The sequence below is a fragment of the Leifsonia sp. KNZ12-8B genome, assembly GCF_056755495.1.
In genome coordinates this window covers 42,727-61,345 of sequence record NZ_JBPGXM010000007.1, presented here as the reverse complement: position 1 = coordinate 61,345, position 18,619 = coordinate 42,727, and the positions used below count along the sequence as shown (strand labels likewise).

Below are 18,619 nucleotides of genomic sequence, written 5' to 3'. Positions count from 1 at the left end.
ATGTGTATAAGAGACAGGGTCAGGAGATCTGGCGGCGGCCCTCGAAGGCGCGGCCCAGCGTGACCTCGTCGGCGTACTCCAGGTCGCCGCCGACGGGCAGGCCGGAGGCGAGGCGGGTGACGCGGATGTCGAGCGTCGTCAGCAGGCGGCTCAGGTAGGTGGCGGTCGCCTCCCCCTCGAGGTTGGGGTCGGTCGCGATGATGACCTCCTGCACCGTGCCGTCGGCGAGGCGCTGCATCAGCTGCCGGATGCGGAGGTCGTCGGGGCCGACGCCGTCGATCGGGCTGATCGCGCCGCCGAGCACGTGGTACAGGCCGCGGAACTCGCGGGTGCGCTCGATCGCGACGACGTCCTTCGCCTCCTCCACCACGCAGATCAGCGCGGGGTTGCGGCGCGGATCGCGGCAGATCGAGCAGGTCGCCTCCTCGGAGACGTTGCCGCAGATCTCGCAGAAGCGCACCTTGTCGCGCACCTCCATCAGCACCTCGGCCAGCCGGGTGACGTCGAACGTCTCGGTCTGGAGGATGTGGAACGCGATCCGCTGCGCCGACTTCGGTCCGATGCCGGGGAGGCGGCCGAGCTCGTCGATCAACTCCTGGACGATGCCCTCGTACACGGACTACCTCATCCCTGGGTTCTGCGGAGCGGGCTGCTCCTCGAGGAAGGTGGCGCCGAGGATCTCGCGCACCACCGCCTCGCCGTAGCGCTGCGGCTGCTGGAACGTCGGCGTGCGGGAGCCGGCGGCCGGCGCGCTGCGCTGGGCGACGGGTGCCGTGCGCTCCGCGGTGCGGGCCGGGCGCTCGGCGACGGGTGCCTGCGGGGCGGCGTCGGCGCTCCAGTCGCCGGTGGGCTCCTCGGGGACGGGAGGCTCGAACGGCGGCTCGGTCTCGGGCGGCGGGACGTCGTCGAACGGCGGCTCGTCGTCGGCGGGCGCGGGTCGCGCGGGTGCCGTGGGCGCGGCGGCCGGGGCCGTGCGCGGCGCGGCGGCGGGCGGCGCGACCACCGCGGCGGTGACGGCGGAGCCGTCGCGCTCGATGGTGGCGCCGGCGGCCGCGGCCGGGGTCGCCTCCGGCGCGGTGCTGGGGATCGAGACGACCGCCCACTCGGTGACCGGACCCGTCGAGGCGGCCGGAGCCCTCGAGGCGGCCGGCGCAGCCGCGACGGGAGCGGACGGAGCGGGAGCGGCCGGAGCGGGAGCGGCCGTGGGGGCCGCTGGGGAAGGCTCCTCTGCTGCGGCGTCCGCCGCGCCGGGCCAGGTCTCCGCCTCGGGGGCGGATGGCGCCCCGCCGCTCGGGCGGGACGCTCCGCCGCCGGCGGTGGCACCGTCGGCGCGCGCGATGAACTTGACGCGGATGCCGAGCACGTCGACGATCGCCTGACGCAGGTACTCGCTGACGCCCTGCGCACCGGGGGCCTGCGGCTGGCGGAAGCTCTGCACGTCGTTGTCGCTCGGGAACGACAGCGTCAGCACGTCGTCGTTGAGCGAGCGCACCTGCGCGGTGAACACGACCATCCACGCGCTGCGCTTGGCGCGCTGCACCGCGTCGAGGATCTGCGGCCACGCATCCTTGACCTGCTGCGTCGTCACCGGGCCGACGGCGGCCGGTGCGGCGGGGGCCGTCGCGGCAGGTGCGGACGCAGAGCCGGCAGCGGGCGCGGCCGGGGCGGCGGAGGTCGGCTCCGCGGGAGCAGAAGCAGGCGCGGGAGCGGCAGCCGCTCCGGCGGAAGCAGCTTCGGCTGCAGGAGCGGCGGCGGGCACGGCAGCGGCGGCGGCCGCAGGAGCCGCGGCCGCCTCCACGGCGACCACCGACTCCACCACCACGGGCTCGGGCCGCGCAGGTGCTGCGGGCGGGGTCGCTGCCGGCGCGGGCGCAGGGGGCGCGACAGCGGGCGCCGCCGCGACGGCCCGCGCAGGCTCCGCGGCACCGGCACCGGCACCGGCACCGGCACTCGCACCGCCGCCGGCACCGACCGCGTCGCTCACGCCGACGCGGCGCTCCAGCCGCTCGACGCGGGCCAGCGCGCCGCGCTCGCTCTCGTCGGCCGAGGGCACGAGCACGCGCGCGATCATCAGCTCGAGGTGGAGCCGCGGGGAGGTCGCACCGGTCATCTCGGTGAGCGCCGCGTTCACGATGTCGGCCGAGCGGCTCAGCTCCGCCGCGCCGAACTTCATGGCCTGGACGCCCATCCGGTCGAGCTCGTCCTGCGGGACCCCGCGGAGCACGGCGGCCGCGCCCTCGACGCTGGTCGCCGCGACGACGATGAGGTCGCGGAGGCGCTCCAGCAGGTCTTCGACGAAGCGGCGCGGGTCCTGCCCGGTCTGGATCACGCGGTCGACCGCGGCGAAGGCGCCGGCGGCATCCCGCGCGGAGATCGCGTCGATCACGTCGTCGAGCAGCGCGGCGTGCGTGTAGCCGAGCAGCGCCACCGCGCGCTCGTACTCGATCGCGTCGCCCTCGGAGCCGGCCATGAGCTGGTCGAGCAGCGAGAGGGTGTCGCGCGGCGAGCCTCCACCCGCCCGCACGACCAGTGGCAGCACGCCGGGCGCGACGCGCATGCCCTCGCTGTCGCAGAGGCTCTGCACGTACTCGAGCATCTGCGCGGGCGGCACCAGCCGGAACGGGTAGTGGTGGGTGCGGGAGCGGATGGTGCCGATGACCTTCTCAGGCTCGGTGGTCGCGAAGATGAACTTCACGTGCTCCGGCGGCTCCTCCACGATCTTCAGCAGCGCGTTGAAGCCCTGCGGCGTGACCATGTGCGCCTCGTCGAGGATGAAGATCTTGTAGCGGTCGCGGGCGGGGGCGAAGATCGCGCGCTCGCGGATGTCGCGGGCGTCGTCGACGCCGTTGTGGCTGGCCGCGTCGATCTCGACCACATCGAGCGACCCGGCGCCGTCGCGGCTGAGCTCGATGCAGCTGGCGCACTTTCCGCACGGGGTGTCGGTGGGCCCCTCCGCGCAGTTGAGGCAGCGGGCGAGGATGCGCGCGGAGGTCGTCTTGCCGCAGCCGCGCGGGCCCGAGAACAGGTAGGCGTGGTTCACCCGGTCGGAGCGGAGCGCCGTCATCAGCGGCTCGGTCACCTGCGACTGTCCGATCATGTCGGCGAAGGTGTCGGGCCGGTAGCGGCGATAGAGAGCGGTTACCACCCACACATGCTACTTGCCGCCGCCGACATCCGCCCGGGAGAGCGGCGCCTCCGCGTCCGCCTCAGCGCAGCAGGCTCGTCGGCGCCGACAGCGCGGCCTGCACGGCCTTCCAGAAGGCGACGCGCGCCCGCTCCGTCGGCTGCGCGTGCGGCGCGGGCGGCAGGAGCAGCGGCGTGTACGGCGGCAGGTAGAAGTAGTGGGTCGCGCCGGGCTCCCGGAGGTAGATGTCCGACGTGCCGGGCGGCCGGATCCGCGCGGCGGCGTCCAGCCACGCGCATCCCGTCTCCAGCTGTTCGTCGGCACCGGCGCAGCCCAGCACGACCGGTCCGGGGATGCGCGCGAGGTCGAGCACCGCGGCGGGCGACGGCTCTCGGGTCCCGGTGACGCACGGCACCCACGAGCCCCCGACGGTGACCGCGGGCGTCGGCACCGGCGACGGGCAGACGAGCCCGGTCGTCCCGGCGGGCGCGATGGCGCCGTAGATCGTGCCGGGGTAGGCCACCGCCGACCAGAGCGCCAGCTGGGCGCCGCGCGAGGTGCCGAACACGAAGATGCGCTGGTCGTCGACGCCCGGTTGCGAACGCAGCCAGGCGACCGCGGACAGCAGCCGTTCGGCGGTGAAGACGCGGCGCGGGTCGAGCTGCCCGGCGGGCCCGTAGGTCGACAGCGCGAGCGCCGGGTACCCCATCGCGGACAGCGTGGAGGCCGCGAGCACGCCGGTCTGCGCGCCGGGGTCCGTGCCGTCGAGCACGAGGACGCCCGGCCGCAGCCCCTCCTTCGTCGTGACGGGATGGAAGTAGTCGCCGCTGATCCCGGCGTCGAAGACCGCGCGCGAGGGGGCCGCCGCGGCCAGCCCGACGCGCTGCACCCGCGTCGCCGCGACCCTCCTGCCCGCGATCGCCGCGGTGAGCTCGACGGTCTGCGTGCTGATGCCCCAGCCCTCGTCGGCCGTCGCGGCGGCCCCCGAGGCGCTGCGCAGCGACCAGAACAGGCCCATCCCGTCGGCGCCCGTGAACGGCGCTTCGAGCGGCGCCTCGCGGTCGAGGTCGACGACGCCCGTGGCCGGTACGGCGTAGACGGCCCGGGAGGTCCACAGCCGGCCGACCTCGGCGGTGATCGCCACGCGCTCCCCCGGCGGCAGGGCGACCAGCCGCAGGTGCACCGCCTCCCACGCCGGGCTGGGGTTCTGGGCGACCTGGAACCGCGGGCCGGCGCCGGTGCCGCCAGGAGCGCAGCCCGCCAGCACCGCCGCCGGCAGCAGCAGCGCGGCCAGCGCCGCGGCAGCCCGGAGCAGGCGCGGGAGGCGCCGCCCGGTCACCGCCGCACCTCCCGTTCCAGCGTGCCGATGACCGCGGCCCAGAAGGTGCGCCGCCCCTGCTCGGTGGCCTGCGCGGTCGCCGGCGGCAGGTCGTCCAGGCCGATCGGCAGCAGCGGAGCGGTCACGACGTCGTGAGCGGCGCCGGGCGTGCGCATCGCGATGTCGCCGAGACGCGGGCCGCGGGCGGCCTGCACGGCCGACGCCCACGCGCACGACGACGGGAGCAGCTCGTCGGCGAGGCCGCACGCGAGGATCACCGGCCCGGGGATCAGGCGCACGGGCGGGAGGGCGGTGTCGGCGGCCGGACGCCCCGGCTCCTCGCACGGGACCGGCTCGCCGCGGTCGGTCAGCGTCGGCGAGCCTCCCCTGGCCGCGCACAGCAGCGCCGTCGCGCCGCCCGCCGCGATCGCGCCCCGCACGAGGGCCGGCCGGTGGGCGGCGAACCACAGCGCCATCCCGGCCGCCGCCCCTGTCCCGTAGACGAACACGCGATCGTCGTCGACGAGCTGCCGGCCGGCGAACCAGGCCAGCGCCGTGTCGAACGCCTCCACCGACAGCGCGGCCGACCCCGGCAGCTGCCCCTCCGGCCCGAAGGCGGGCAGCACGAAGACGGGGAACCCCGCGGCGGCGATCACCCGGGCCGCGAACACCGCGGAGGCCCCTCCCTCATCGCCGTCGATGAGCAGCACGCCCGGCCGCGGGCGCGCGCTCGGCAGCGGGGTGGGCGCCACGATCCAGCCGACGGTCGCGATCGACGGGGTGCCCGTCGCGTCGGGAGGGACGCCCTCCGGCACCAGCTCCTCGGGCGTGACGAACCGCTGCACCGTCACCTCGGCGAGCCCCTGCCGCCGCAGGGTCGCCGTCGCGACCCTCCTGCCGCTCTGCTCGGCGGCGATCACGACATCCACCCCGCCGTACGCCCAGGCCCGCTCCAGCTCGTCCTGGCCGGCGGGCGGCCCGGTCATGCTCCAGAGCGGCCCGCCCGGGTCTGTGCCGGTGTAGCGGCCGAGGGCGGGAGGCTGCGCGGCGAGCGACACCGTCCCGTCCGGCGGCACCGGGAAGACGCTCCGGGAGCGCCAGATGCCGGCGGCGGTCTGCGCGGTCGCCGTCAGCACGACCGGCTCGCCAGGACGCAGCCCGCGCAGCGTGATGCCGACCTCGCCGGTGACGGTCGTCCCGTACTCCTGCACGGAGAGCCGCGGTCCGCCGACCGTCGACAGCCCGCAGCCGGCGAGGAGGGCGGCGCAGACCGTCGCGGCGACCAGCGCCGTGAGCCGCGCGCGCCGTCCGGTCACGACCGCGCCGCCCGCAACACGACGCGGCCGACCGCGTCCCAGAAGCCGATCCTGGCCTGCTCGGTCGGCTGGGCGGGCGCACCCTCCGGCACGGCGATGGGGAGCCCGGGCGGGACGGTGATCGCGTGCGCCGCGCCCTCGGCGACCAGGGTGACCGAGCCCTCCTCCGACACCCGGCCGGCGGCGAGCGCCTGCTGCCACGCGCACGCCTCCGGCAGCACCTCGTCGTGCTCGGCGCACGCCAGCACGACCGCGCCCGGCACATGGTCGAGGCGGAACATGGAGGCGGGAGTGACCGGCGCCGGGGCCACCCGGCACGGCCAGTCGATGCCATCCTCGACGACCGGGGAGCCTCCCGACGGCGTGCACACCAGCGCCGGGGTGCCGCCGGACGCGAACACGCCCTCGAAGCGCGACCCGAACCGGTTCGCCGCCCACAGTGCGAGCTGCTCGGAGGCGCCCGTGCCGTAGACGAAGAGCGAGCGGGGATCGACGTCCGCCCGCTCCCCGAGCCAGTCGAGCACGGCCTCCACGGTGCCGGAGTCGATCACGCTGGAGAGGAGGACGCCGTCGCCGTCGGCGGTGACCGGCAGTACGAACACCGACGCGCCCAGTTGTGCGAGGAGCGGGGCGGCGAACGAGCCAGACGCCCCGGGCGACGCGTCGTCGAACATCAGCACGGCCGGGGTGACCGGTCGCTCCAGCGTGGCAGCGCTCCAATACCGGCCGATGGGCTGATCCTCGTGCGTCTGCCGCGGGAGGCCGGGAGAAGGGCCGGAGTCCCTGCCGTCGGCGGTCGTGTTCGCCTCCGCCGCCAGCAGGTCGCGCGTGTAGACCGTGCGGGGGCGGAGATTCGAGGCCAGCCCCTCCAGCCGGAACGTCCGCTCGGCCACCACGCGGTCGCCGGCCGATGCGGTCAGGCGCACCGGCAGCGTCTCGCGCATCCACTGCCGGGCGAGGTCCCGGCCGGTCAGCTCGGGCCCGCGGAGCGACCAGTAGAGCCCGATCGAGTCGGGCTCGCGGAACGGCGCGAGCTGCGGACGGGCCGAGGCGAGGTCGAGCGTGCCGCTCGCGGGCACCGTGTAGGTGGCAGACGACCTCCACGTGCCGCGGTCGGTCGTGACGGAGGCCGCCAGCCGCAATCTGCTGCCCGGCTCGGCGCCCACGAGCTGCAGCGGCACCGGCCACAGCACCGAGCTGTAACGGATGAGCGGAGGCGTCACGAACCGCGGACCGAAGTCGCCGCCGTCGGACGGGGCGCAGCCGGCGAGCAGGGTCAGGCCGACGGTGACGGCGACCGCGGCGAGCAGGCGGGCGAGCCGCGACCGCTCCCCCGGGCCGGGACCATGCCCTCCCGCTCGTCCGCCGCTCCGTCGCCGCATCCTGCCACTGCCTGTCTGTCGCGCCTCTCGCGCGCCGCCCGGCCCTAGCCGGCGGCGCCCACCGCCTGGAGGGACTGGCGCGCGATCTCCAGCTCCTCGTTCGTCGGCACCACCAGCACGGTGACCGCCGAGTCGTCGGCCGAGATCACCCGGGGCTCGCCCGACGCCGCGGCGTTGCGCTCGTCGTCCAGCCGGATGCCGAGGACCTCCAGCCCGGCCACCGCCTCCGCCCGCAGCGCGGCGTCGTTCTCGCCGATGCCCGCGGTGAAGACGAGCACGTCGAGGCCGCCGAGCAGCGCCGTGTACGCGCCGATGTAGTGCTTGAGCCGGTGGACGACGGTGTCGAGCGCCCGTCGCGCGCTCTCGTCGCCCTCCCGCGCCGCCGCGCGCACGTCGCGCATGTCGCCGTGCCCGGTGAGGCCGAGGAGACCGCTGCGCCGGTTCAGCAGCTCGTCCAGGTCGTCGGTGCTCAGCTGCGCGCGGCGCGCCAGGTGGACCAGCACGGCCGGGTCGAGGTCGCCGGAGCGCGTGCCCATGACCAGGCCCTCCAGCGGCGTCATGCCCATCGAGGTCTCCACCGAGCGCCCGCCGTCGACCGCGCAGGCCGACGCGCCGTTGCCGAGGTGCAGCACGATCTGCTTGAGCTCGCCGAGAGGGCGGCCGAGGAAGGCGGCGGCCGCCTCCGACACGTACTTGTGCGAGGTGCCGTGGAAGCCGTAGCGGCGCACGCGGTGCCGCTCGGCCAGCCCGGCGTCGATCGCGTACGTGTACGCCTCCGGCGGGAGCGTCTGGTGGAAGGCCGTGTCGAACACCGCTACGTGCGGCACGTCGGGGAACGCCGTCTTCGCCGCGCGGATGCCCTGCAGATTCGCCGGGTTGTGGAGGGGTGCGAGGTCGGCGAGGTCCTCGATGTTGATCTCGACCAGCGGCGTGACGATCGTCGGCTCGAAGAACCGCTTGCCGCCGTGCACGACCCGGTGCCCGACCGCGACGACCGGGTCGGCCTCCAGGTCCGGACCGCTCTCGGCGAAGGCGTCGAGCATCGCCCGGAAGGCGGCGGTATGGTCCGGGATCGGCAGCGAGCGCTCGCTCGTGCCCTCCGGGCCGCGGTGCCGGATGTGGCCGCTGGCCTCGCCGATCCGCTCGACGAGGCCGGTGGCCAGCGACTCCTCGCTCGCCGCGTCGATCAGCTGGTACTTGAGCGACGACGAGCCGCTGTTGACGACGAGGACGGTGCTCATCCGAGAGCCGCCTGGATCGCCGTGATGGCCACGGTGTTGACGATGTCGTCCACGGTCGCTCCTCGCGAGAGGTCGTTGATCGGCTTGCGCAGGCCCTGCAGCACCGGCCCGATGGCGACGGCGCCCGCGCTGCGCTGCACCGCCTTGTACGTGTTGTTGCCGGTGTTGAGGTCGGGAAAGATGAACACGGTCGCGCGGCCGGCCACTTCCGAGCCGGGCATCTTGGCGGCCCCGACGGCCGCATCCGCCGCCGCGTCGTACTGGATCGGGCCGGCCACCGCGAGCTGCGGCGCCCGCTCCCGCACCAGCGCGGTGGCGGTGCGGACCTTGTCGACGTCCTCGCCCGTCCCGGAGTCGCCGGTCGAGTACGACAGCATGGCGACCCGCGGCTCGATGCCGAACTGCTCCGCCGTCGTCGCCGACGAGACCGCGATGTCGGCGAGCTGCTCGGCGGTCGGGTCGGGGATGACCGCGCAGTCCCCGTAGACCAGCACGCGGTCGGCCAGCGCCATCAGGAAGACGCTCGACACGACGGAGACGCCCGGCCGGGTCTTGATGATCTCGAAGGCGGGCCGGATGGTGTGCGCCGTCGTGTGCGCCGCACCCGAGACCATCCCGTCGGCGAGCCCGAGATGCACCATCATCGTGCCGAAGTAGGAGGAGTCGGTCACCGTGTCCGACGCCTGGTCGACCGTGATGCCCTTGTGCGCCCGCAGCCGGGCGTACTCCTCGGCGAAGCGGAGCCGGAGCACGTCGTCGAACGGGCTCAGCACCTCCGCCTTCGACAGGTCGAGGCCGAGCTCGATCGCCCGCGAGCGCACCTCGAACGGCTCCCCGAGGATGGTGAGCCGCGCGACCCCGCGCGCGAGCAGCGTCGCGGCCGCCCGCAGCACGCGGTCGTCCTCGCCCTCCGGCAGCACGATGTGCTTGTCGGCGGCTCGCGCCCGCTCCAGGAGGTCGTACTCGAACATGAGCGGCGTGACGACCTCGTGCCTGCTCACGTCGAGCCGGGCGAGCAGGGCGCCGGCGTCGACGTGCCGCTCGAACAGCGCCAGCGCGGTGTCGTACTTGCGCTGGGAGTCGGCGGCGAGGCGGCCACGGGCGTGCGTGATCCGCACGACCGTCTCGTAGGTGTCGAGGCTGCTGCGCACGATCGGCAGCGGCGAGCGCAGTCCGGCGAGGAGGCGCTCGATCGGCTCAGGGAGGTCGAACCCGCCGTTCAGCACGATGCCCGCGATCGACGGGAAGGTGCCGGAGGCGTTGGCCATGAGCACCGCGAGCAGCACCTCGGTCCTGTCGCCGGGGACGACGACGACCGCACCCTCCACGAGCCGCGGGAGCACGTTGTTCATCGACATGCCCGCGACGACCACGCCGAGCGCCTCGCGGGCCAGCAGCTCCTCGTCGCCGGCGAGCAGCGACGCGCCCGTGGCCTCCATGATCGAGCGGATGCTCGGTGCGACGAGGAACGGGTCCTCGGGGATCGCCCACACCGGGGTGGGGTCGGAGGGCGCTGCGCGCCTGCCCCTCGGCGCGGCGGCGCGGACCGCCTCCCCCACCGCCGTCACGATGTCGTCGAGGTGCTCGGCGTCCGCGCGGTTGGCGACGACGGCCAGGAGGCCGGCGTGCTCCTCGCGCAGCTCGGCCACGGCCAGCTCGGCCAGCTGCCGCAGGTCCTCGGCGGAGCGCGGCTCGGCCTGACCCAGGCGCTCGCCGAGCCCCTGGCCGATGCGGCCGCCGAGCACCAGCAGCACGGGGGCGCCGAGGTTGGCGGCGATGCGGGCGTTGTAGGCCAGCTCGGTGGGGCTGCCGACGTCCGTGTAGTCGGAGCCGAGGATGACGACCGCGTCGCAGCGCGCCTCCACGGCCCGGAACCGGTGCACGATCTCGGCCAGCGCGGCGTCCGCGTCGGCGTGGACGTCCTCGTAGGTGACGCCGATGGCCTCCTCGTAGGAGAGGTCGGCGGTGACCCGGCCGAGCAGCAGCTCGAGGACGTAGTCGCGCTCGACGGTCGAGCGGGCGATGGGCCGGAAGACGCCGACCCGCTCGACCGAGTGCCGCAGCGCTTCCAGGACGCCGAGGGCCACAGTCGACTTGCCGGTGTGCCCCTCCGCCGAGGTGATGTAGAGCGAGCGCGCCATCGTCAGCCGACCCGCTCGATCGCGGGGAGGCGGTACGCGCCGGTGAGCACGTCGTCACCGGGCGCGTACATGCGCAGCAGCGGGCGGAACTCGCCCTCCGGTGCCGGCAGCCAGTTGGCCGCGGCCGTCGGGTCGGTGGGTCGGGTGGCGCTCATCGTGATGGTCAGTCCTCCGTCGTCGTCGTACACGATCCCCTCCGTCCGGTCGCCGATGGAGTACCGCCCGATCGGGTTCTCGACCAGGAAGTACTCCGGCAGGTCGTACATCGTCAGGGACCAGAAGGCGCCGACCGGCGGGGTCGGCGACAGGCGCAGGCGGTACACGTGCTCTCCGGTGAGCGGCGCGCCGTCGGCGTCCTCGTAGGTGGAGGCGTAGGCCGCCTCGTAGCCGTGGTTGCCCCAGAGCCCGCCCAGCGCGGCCGCGGCGCGGGTGGCGTAGCGGGTCCTCTGGTCGTCCAGCCGCCACGCCGGGTCGTCGAGGGCGCCCACCTCGAAGAAGTCGAGGTTGTAGTCGAAGGCGTGGAGGTTCAGCTGCCAGTGGTCGACGACCGCGGCGGCGGAGCGCAGCCCGGCCTGGAGCGCCTCCTTGCCCACCGCGTACCCGGTCTCGAGCGCCGCGAGCAGCGCCTCCGGCAGTTCGGGGATCGGGACATCGCCGGTCAATCCCAGCTCGGCGTAGGACGCGAGCGCACCGAGATCGCGCTGGGCCGGCGGGAACGCCTGGGACCACACCCGCATCCGCTCGAAGAACGTGAGCGCCTCGGTGGCGGCCGGCGGGACCGGCGGCAGCCCGTCCGGCGGGGTCAGCGCGCGCCGCAGCGGCACCAGGCTGAGGGCGTCCTGGAGGGCGTGGACGGCAGGCAGGTCAGCCTCGCCCGCGACGGCCCACCGGCCGACGATCGTGCCCACCCTGGTCGGGAAGCGGATGATCGTGGGGCTCTCGGCGGACTGCGGCACGTCGGAGGGAACCTCCCACCCCGGAGGCACCAGCAGGAACTCGCCCGCCCGCTCGCCGGTCGCGCGGGTGCCGACGTAGGCGAAGTTGTTCGTCCACGCGTCGACGAACTGCAGCACGTAGTAGCGGTCCCCCGCCTCCGGGACCGATAGCAGCACCGGCCCGACGCTTAGGTCGACCTGCGCGATCGAGTACAGGGTGTCGTTGTTGATCGACACGAACGCGTCAGCCGGGCCGGCCAGCGCGCGGGCATGACCGAACGCGTTGAAGGGAGTGGGCGGCACGGAACCGATGCCCAGCCGGGTGAAGCGGTCGACCTGCTCCAGGTCGAACACCAGCGGGAACCCGACGACGTACGCCTCGGAGGCCAGCTCAGCCCATCCGTGCTCGGTCAACCCGTGCTCGGTCACTCCACCACCTCGCTCCACGATGCGGGACTCTCATTCTACAGAACGTAGAAGAGCGGTGTCACTCGCGCACACTCTACGCGGAGGGGGTGACGGTTTCGCTGGGCGATGGCACAGAGCGCGGGCGGTGAACGCGGGCGAGGAATCAGTGCGCGGGCAAAGAAAAAGACCCCTCACGCACCCGCCAGAGCCCGGTTACCCTTGCTGCGTCTCCGCCCTGGGGGAGTTGGCCTGGATGGCGCCACGTGAGGAGCCGAGAACAAGTGTAGCGGGTGACGCTGGGAGCGTGGTGCAGCGAGCGCTCCCGCCGTCCGGTAAGATACTTCAAGCCGTCTCCCGCAAGGGATGATGACGACCCAGGAGAATTCGCCTAGTGGCCTATGGCGCACGCTTGGAAAGCGTGTTGGGTGCAAGCCCTCGGGGGTTCGAATCCCCCATTCTCCGCCACGATCGGCAAAGGCGGGTGCGCGAGCACCCGCCTTTCTTGTCCGCTCAGGTTCTTCGTCTGCTCAGGTTTCTCCGTCCGTTCAGGCCGCCGACCGCTCCCCCGCCGCCCGCCGCCGCAGCCCCGCGTCCGCGACCTCCGGCCCGCGGTAGACCATGTCCATCGCGCCGATGCTCTCGCCCGGCGGGACGATCGCGTCGATGCGGTCGAGGATCTCGTCCGACAGCGACACCTCGGCGCCGGCCAGCGTGTCCTCCAGCTGCTCCATCGTGCGCGGGCCGGCGATGGCGGAGGTGACCCCCGGGTGCGCGATCGTGAAGGCCATCGCCAGGTGGGTCAGCGGGATGCCGCCCTCGTCCGCCAGGGCGAGCAGCTGTTCGATCGCCGCGAGCCGGCGCTCGTCGCGGAAATGGCGCATGCCGGTCCCGGCCCGGAAGTTGTCGTTCGCCGCGCCCGCGCGGTACTTGCCCGTCAGTGCACCGCCGGCCAGCGGACTGTAGACGAGGGTCCCCATCCCGTACCGCTGCGCGACCGGGAGGATCTCGCGCTCGATCTCGCGGTCCAGGATCGAGTAGTTGGGCTGCTCGGTCCGGAAGCGCTCGAAGCCGCGGCGCTCGGCCGCCCACTGCGCCTCCACGATCTCCGACCCGCGCATCGACGAGCTCCCGATCGCCCTGACCTTGCCCTGGCGCACCAGGTCGGTGAGGGCCGAAAGGGTCTCCTCGATGTCGGTCTCCGGGTCGGGGCGGTGCAGCTGGTAGAGGTCGATGTGGTCGGTGCGGAGGTTGCGGAGCGAGCGCTCGACGGCCTGCATGATCCAGCGGCGGGAGGCGCCGCGGTGGTTGATGTCGTCGTCCACCGGTCCCCAGAACTTGGTCGCGAGCACGACCTGGTCGCGGCGGCCGGCGATGGCCTCGCCGACCACCTCCTCCGAGTCTCCGTAGCGGTCGGCCGTGTCCACGAAGTTGATCCCGGCGTCGAGAGCGCGGTGGATGATCCGGACGCCCTCCTGCCGGTCGGGGTTGCCGAACGAGCCGAGCATCATGGCGCCGAGGGCGTACGGCGTGACCTTGATGCCGGTGCGGCCGAGGGTGCGGTATTGCATGGATCCTCCTGTAGTCTGCAAAGACGGAACAACGTTCCGCTACTGCTGGATCACTATACGGAACATTGTTCCGTTTACGCAAGGAGTCCCATGGCATCCCCCGCTGCCGGACGTCCCGCGCGAGCCGACGCGCGCAAGAACCAGGAGGCCCTGCTCGCCGCCGCCCGCACCGTCTTCGCACGCTCCGGCGTCGACGCCCCCGCACGCGAGATCGCCGCAGAGGCCGGCGTCGGGGTCGGCACGATGTACCGGCACTTCCCGGCCCGGTCGGACCTCGTCGCCGCCGTCTTCACGACCGAGATCGATGCCACCGCCGCGGCCGCGGAGAAGTTCCTCGCGACCGAGACGCCCGGTGCGGCGCTCGAGCTGTGGATCGCCCGCTTCACCCGCTTCGTCGCGACGAAGCAGGGGCTCTCGGCGGCGCTGCGGTCCGGCGATCCGGCGTTCGACTCCCTCCCTCGGTACTTCGCCGAGAAGCTCGGCCCGGCCATGCGCTCGCTGCTCGACGCTGCCGCGGCCGCGGGCGAGGTCCGCTCCGGCGTCGACCCGCTCGACCTCCTGCAGGCGGTGGGAGACCTCAGCCACCGCGCGCCCTCCGGCGACGGGTCTCCGAATGCGATGGTGCGCCTGCTGATCGACGGGCTCCGGACCGGCGCCGGGGAAAGCGCGTCGGATCACCGCTCCTCCGGTGGGTGACACGAGCCCACCGCCCTCTACAACGATGTAAGGTCGTCACAGGACGAGGGCGGGGAGGCTTGGATGTCCGCGACGATGCACGATGTCAGCCGGCTCGCCGGGGTGTCGATCAAGACGGTGTCCAACGTCATCAACGACTACCCCTACGTGCGCGACGAGACGCGGCGACGCGTGCTCGACGCCATCGCCGCGCTCGGCTACACGCCCAACCTGTCGGCGCGGAGCCTCCGGTCGGGGCGGACCAACGTCATCTCGCTCATCATCCCGGAGCTGCGCAACGCCTACTTCGCCGAGCTCGCCGACGCCGTCATGAAGGCGGCCGCCGCGCGCGGGCTGTCCGTGCTGATCGAGCAGTTCGGCAACGAGCGCGAGAGCGAGCTGAGCGTGCTGCAGAAGCCGCGCGGGCAGATGGTCGACGGCGTGCTCTACAGCGTCCTCGCCCTCGACGAGGCCGACAAGGAGATCATCGGCGGCATCCCGACCCCGATGGTGCTGCTCGGCGACCGCATCTTCAACGGCCCGAGGGACCACGTCACCATGCAGAACGTCGAGGGCGCACGCGCCGCGACCGAGCACCTGCTCGCGAGCGGCCGACGACGCCTCGTCGCGCTGGGCGCCCACCCGGGCGAGGTGATCGGCTCGGCAGGGCTGCGCCTCGCGGGCTACCGGGAGGCGCTCGCCGCGCACGGGGTCGCCTACGACGAGCGGCTCGCCATCCCCGTCGGCACGTGGCACCGCAGGGACGGCGCGGAGGCGATGCGGGGGTTCCTCGCGCTGGGCCTCCCCTTCGACGGCGTCGTCGCCTTCAACGACACTCTCGCCCTCGGCGCGCTGCGCGTGCTGCAGGAGGCGGGGCTCCGCGTGCCGGAGGACGTCGCGGTGACCGGCTACGACGACATCGACGAGACGCAGTACTCGATGCCGACCCTCTCGACCATCGATCCCGGCCGCGACGAGATCGCCCGGACCGCGGTCGACCTGCTGATCGAGCGGATCGAGGGAGGCACCGCCGCCTTCACCCCGCGGGAGATCGCCGTGCCGTTCCGCCTGGTCGAGCGCGAGTCGACCGCCGTCCGCGTGCCGGCACACTGACCCTCGGACAGGCCACGGCAGAAACTGTTTGACACGGTCACATCGCGGAGGGCATCATGTCTACAACGTTGTAGTACAACGTTGTAGACAAGGGTGTCACACACCGCGAAGGGAATCCAATGAAGAAGCTCCTTGCCGTGGGAGGCGTGGTCGCGGTGGCGGTCGCAGCCCTCACCGGGTGTTCCGCGGGCAGCGCCGCGGCCAGCTGCCAGAACAAGATCGTAGAATCCGACGCCAAGCAGGTCACCATGTGGGCCTGGTACCCCAACTTCGAGCCCGTGGTCGACCTGTTCAACAAGACGCACAAGGACGTCCAGATCTGCTGGACCAACGCCGGCGCCGGCAACGACGAGTACACGAAGTTCTCCACCGCGATCCAGGCGGGCTCGGGGGCGCCCGACGTCGTCATGCTCGAGACGGAGGTCGTGCCCAGCTACATCGCCGACGGCTCCATCGTGAACCTGAGCAAACTCGGCGCCGACTCGGTCAAGGAGAACTACTCCGAGGGCGCCTGGAGCGACGAGTCGAAGGACGGCGACGCGTACGCGATCCCGGTCGACGGCGGCCCGGTCGGCCTCCTCTACCGCAAGGACCTGTTCGACAAGTACGGCATCGCGGTCCCGACCACGTGGGACGAGTACGCCGCCGCCGCGCAGAAGATCTCCGACGCCACCGGCGGCAAGACCAAGCTGACCGACTTCCCTGGCAACGGCCGTGCGTTCCAGACCGCGCTCTTCGCGCAGGCGGGCAACAAGCCGTTCACCCTCACCGGCGACCAGGGGATCGAGGTGAACCTGAACGACGAGGCCAGCACCAAGGTCCTCAGCTACTGGAACGACCTGGTGAAGAAGAAGCTCGTCGGCACCGAGGACTCCTCCACCACCGACTACAACACGCACCTCGTCAACGGCACCTACGCCTCCGCCATCGCCGCCGCCTGGCTGCCCGGCTACCTGCAGGGCTTCACCGGCGCCGACAAGAACGCGAAGTGGGCCGTGGCGCCCGTTCCCCAGTGGGACACCGCGAACCCGGTGCAGATCAACATCGGCGGCTCGGCCTTCGCCGTGAGCAAGCAGGCGCAGGACCAGAAGGCGGCCGCGAAGGTCGCGACCGAGATCTTCGGCACCGAGGAGGCGTGGAAGCTCGGCATCGAGAAGGCCGCGCTCTTCCCGCTCTGGAAGCCGATCCTCGAGTCGAGCTACTTCACCGACAAGAAGTACGACTTCTTCGGCGGCCAGCAGATCAACAAGGACGTCTTCCTCACGGCGGCGACCGACTACAAGGGCTTCCAGTTCAGCCCGTTCCAGAACCTCGCCTACGACAAGCTGACCGTTGCGATCAACGCGATCAACAAGGGCAAGGCGACTCCCGAGGAGGCGCTGAAGACCTACCAGGACGCGGTGACCGCCTACGCGAAGCAGCAGGGGTACACCGTCACGAAGTGACGGCACCCCGACCCCTGAGAAGGACAGCACCATGACCCAATCCGCTGTGGTCGCGCCGCCGCGGCCGTCCCGCTCCCCCGCCGAGAGGCGCGGGGCGGGGCGGCCCCGCCGCGACATCGTCGGCTCGCGCCGCGCCCGCTGGGGCTGGGCGTTCACCGCCCCGTTCGCCGTCTTCCTGCTGGCGTTCCTGCTCATCCCGCTCGTCTACGCGTTCGTGCTCAGCCTGCAGAACTCGACGCTCGCGGGAGGCACGAGCTGGGTCGGCTTCGCCAACTACGGCCGCGCGTTCACCGACCCGCTCTTCCTCGACGGCGTGTGGCGCGTGCTGCTGTTCGCCGTGGTGATGATCCCGGCCCAGATGGTGGTCGCGCTGGTCGCCGCTCTGCTGATCGACGCGCTGACCACCCGGTTCGCCCGCATCTCGCGCCTGCTGATCTTCGTGCCGTACGCGGTGCCGGTCGTGATCGGCGCGCTGATGTGGGGCTTCCTGTACAGCCCGAGCTTCGGCCCGGCGCAGGAGGTGTTCGGCTGGTTCGGGCTGGAGGCGCCGAACTTCTTCTCCGACCAGAACGTCTTCGGGTCGCTGGTGAACATCGTCACCTGGCAGTGGGCCGGCTACTACATGATCATCCTGTACGCGGCGCTGCAGGGCGTCGACCCGTCGATCTACGAGGCGGCGCGCGTCGACGGCGCCACCGGCTGGCAGATCGCGCTGCGGATCAAGATCCCGATGGTCGCCTCCTCCCTGCTGCTCGTGCTCGTGTTCGCGCTGATCGGCACGCTGCAGTTCTTCAACGAGCCGCAGATGCTGCGCGGGATGGCGTCGGGCTCGATCACCTCCAACTACACGCCGAACATCTACGCGTACACCGTCGCGTTCTCGTACCACCAGGTGAACTACGCGTCGGCGATCGCGTTCGCGCTCGGGCTCGTCGTCTTCGTCGGGTCGTACGCCTTCATGTTCGCGACCCGCAAGAGAAGTGGACTGATGAAATGACCGCCCTCGCCACTGATCAGCAGAGCACCGAGCAGGGCGCGCGCGCCGGCGGCGAGCGCCGGGCCCGCCTGGCCTCGCGGCCTCCGCAGCGCCGCGGGCGCGGGCGCGTGGTCGTGCCGCACATCGTGCTCGCCGCCTTCATCGTCTACTTCGCGCTGCCGTTCTGGTGGCTGATCGTCGCGAGCACCAAGAGCCAGCAGACGCTGTTCGACGGCAAGACCAGCCCGCTGTGGTTCGGCGGCGGCTTCGACCTGTTCAGCAACATCGGCTCGCTGTTCGGCTACTCGGGCGGGCTGTACGCGCACTGGCTCGGCAACTCGTTCCTGTACGCCATCGCCGGCGGCCTGGGGGCGACCGTGCTGTCGGTGCTCGCCGGCTACGGGTTCTCGATGTACGGGTTCCGCGGCAGGAGGCTGTTCTTCGCCGTCGTGCTCGGCTCCGTGATGGTCCCCGCGACCGTGCTCGTCATCCCGCTGTTCGTGATGATGAGCAACGCGCACCTCACCAACACGGTCTGGGCGGTCATCCTGCCCTCGATGCTGAACCCGTTCGCCGTGTACCTGATGAAGGTGTACACCGACGAGGCCATCCCGCCCGAGATGGTCGACGCGGCCAGGGTGGACGGCGCCGGCGAGCTCCGCATCTTCGCGCGGGTCGCCCTCCCCCTGATGCGGCCGGCGGTCGTCACGGTGCTGCTGCTGTCGATCGTCGGCACCTGGAACAACTTCTTCCTGCCGCTCGTGATGTTCTCGAACCCGCAGCTGTTCCCCGTCACCGTCGGTCTCGGCGCCCTGCAGTCGCAGGCGCAGGTCAACACCGGCGGCCAGTCGCTGTGGAACCTCGTCATCACCGGCGCCCTGATCTCGATCGTGCCGCTCATCGTGTCGTTCCTCACCCTCCAGCGCTACTGGCAGGGCGGACTCTCGATCGGCAGCGTCAAGTGACGGGCGCCCCTC

At 72.6% G+C, this 18,619-nt stretch carries 14 protein-coding genes, 1 tRNA gene and 1 other RNA gene; 6 read left to right on the top strand and 10 right to left on the bottom strand.

Annotation, left to right across the window (positions count from 1 at the left end; translation table 11 throughout):
* Positions 1 to 19 precede the first annotated feature (19 nt).
* The 9 genes from recR to ffs form a co-directional block, all read right to left on the bottom strand.
* Positions 20 to 616, bottom strand: coding sequence for a recombination mediator RecR (recR, locus tag ACR9ZG_RS02165; protein WP_481283178.1), 597 nt, complete (start codon positions 614 to 616; stop codon positions 20 to 22).
* A gap of 3 nt (positions 617 to 619) precedes the next feature.
* Positions 620 to 3,145, bottom strand: coding sequence for a DNA polymerase III subunit gamma and tau (locus ACR9ZG_RS02160; RefSeq protein ID WP_481283177.1), 2,526 nt, complete (start codon positions 3,143 to 3,145; stop codon positions 620 to 622).
* A gap of 61 nt (positions 3,146 to 3,206) precedes the next feature.
* A complete protein-coding gene (locus ACR9ZG_RS02155) occupies positions 3,207 to 4,463 on the bottom strand; it encodes an acyl-CoA thioesterase/BAAT N-terminal domain-containing protein (protein ID WP_481283176.1) in 1,257 nt (418 codons plus the stop codon).
* The gene (locus tag ACR9ZG_RS02150) at positions 4,460 to 5,758 is read right to left on the bottom strand and encodes an acyl-CoA thioesterase/bile acid-CoA:amino acid N-acyltransferase family protein (RefSeq protein WP_481283175.1); all 1,299 of its coding nucleotides are present in this window, start codon (positions 5,756 to 5,758) and stop codon (positions 4,460 to 4,462) included. The genes ACR9ZG_RS02155 and ACR9ZG_RS02150 overlap by 4 nt, the downstream gene beginning before the upstream one ends.
* Positions 5,755 to 7,140 (bottom strand): acyl-CoA thioesterase/bile acid-CoA:amino acid N-acyltransferase family protein, encoded by a 1,386-nt coding sequence (locus ACR9ZG_RS02145; RefSeq protein ID WP_481283174.1) that lies wholly within the window; start codon positions 7,138 to 7,140, stop codon positions 5,755 to 5,757. The genes ACR9ZG_RS02150 and ACR9ZG_RS02145 overlap by 4 nt, the downstream gene beginning before the upstream one ends.
* Positions 7,141 to 7,184: 44 nt before the next feature.
* Complete coding sequence (locus tag ACR9ZG_RS02140; protein WP_481283173.1) at positions 7,185 to 8,381, bottom strand: acetate/propionate family kinase; 1,197 nt, start codon at positions 8,379 to 8,381, stop codon at positions 7,185 to 7,187.
* The gene (gene pta / locus ACR9ZG_RS02135; protein ID WP_481283172.1) at positions 8,378 to 10,522 is read right to left on the bottom strand and encodes a phosphate acetyltransferase; all 2,145 of its coding nucleotides are present in this window, start codon (positions 10,520 to 10,522) and stop codon (positions 8,378 to 8,380) included. The genes ACR9ZG_RS02140 and pta overlap by 4 nt, the downstream gene beginning before the upstream one ends.
* A 2-nt stretch (positions 10,523 to 10,524) precedes the next feature.
* Entirely contained in the window at positions 10,525 to 11,886 is a 1,362-nt protein-coding gene (locus ACR9ZG_RS02130; RefSeq protein ID WP_481283171.1) for a DUF1254 domain-containing protein, read from the bottom strand.
* A gap of 158 nt (positions 11,887 to 12,044) precedes the next feature.
* Positions 12,045 to 12,141, bottom strand: an RNA gene (gene ffs, locus ACR9ZG_RS02125) — signal recognition particle sRNA small type.
* A 101-nt stretch (positions 12,142 to 12,242) separates the two neighbouring features.
* Here ffs and ACR9ZG_RS02120 point away from each other — a divergent pair.
* A tRNA-Ser gene (locus tag ACR9ZG_RS02120) sits at positions 12,243 to 12,330 on the top strand.
* 80 nt (positions 12,331 to 12,410) lie between these two features.
* Here the strand turns inward: ACR9ZG_RS02120 and ACR9ZG_RS02115 are convergent.
* Positions 12,411 to 13,433, bottom strand: a complete 1,023-nt coding sequence (locus tag ACR9ZG_RS02115) for an aldo/keto reductase (RefSeq protein ID WP_481283170.1) — start codon at positions 13,431 to 13,433, stop codon at positions 12,411 to 12,413.
* Between the two features lie 90 nt (positions 13,434 to 13,523).
* On the opposite strand from ACR9ZG_RS02115, the gene ACR9ZG_RS02110 reads away from it, so the two are divergent.
* From ACR9ZG_RS02110 to ACR9ZG_RS02090, 5 genes are all read left to right on the top strand, one after another.
* Positions 13,524 to 14,129, top strand: coding sequence for a TetR/AcrR family transcriptional regulator (locus ACR9ZG_RS02110; protein ID WP_481283169.1), 606 nt, complete (start codon positions 13,524 to 13,526; stop codon positions 14,127 to 14,129).
* A 63-nt stretch (positions 14,130 to 14,192) separates the two neighbouring features.
* Complete coding sequence (locus ACR9ZG_RS02105) at positions 14,193 to 15,221, top strand: LacI family DNA-binding transcriptional regulator (protein WP_481283168.1); 1,029 nt, start codon at positions 14,193 to 14,195, stop codon at positions 15,219 to 15,221.
* 119 nt (positions 15,222 to 15,340) lie between these two features.
* Positions 15,341 to 16,666, top strand: coding sequence for an ABC transporter substrate-binding protein (locus ACR9ZG_RS02100; protein WP_481283167.1), 1,326 nt, complete (start codon positions 15,341 to 15,343; stop codon positions 16,664 to 16,666).
* 31 nt (positions 16,667 to 16,697) lie between these two features.
* Complete coding sequence (locus ACR9ZG_RS02095; protein ID WP_481283166.1) at positions 16,698 to 17,663, top strand: carbohydrate ABC transporter permease; 966 nt, start codon at positions 16,698 to 16,700, stop codon at positions 17,661 to 17,663.
* The gene (locus ACR9ZG_RS02090) at positions 17,660 to 18,607 is read left to right on the top strand and encodes a carbohydrate ABC transporter permease (RefSeq protein ID WP_481283165.1); all 948 of its coding nucleotides are present in this window, start codon (positions 17,660 to 17,662) and stop codon (positions 18,605 to 18,607) included. The genes ACR9ZG_RS02095 and ACR9ZG_RS02090 overlap by 4 nt, the downstream gene beginning before the upstream one ends.
* The last annotated feature ends 12 nt before the right edge of the window (positions 18,608 to 18,619 follow it).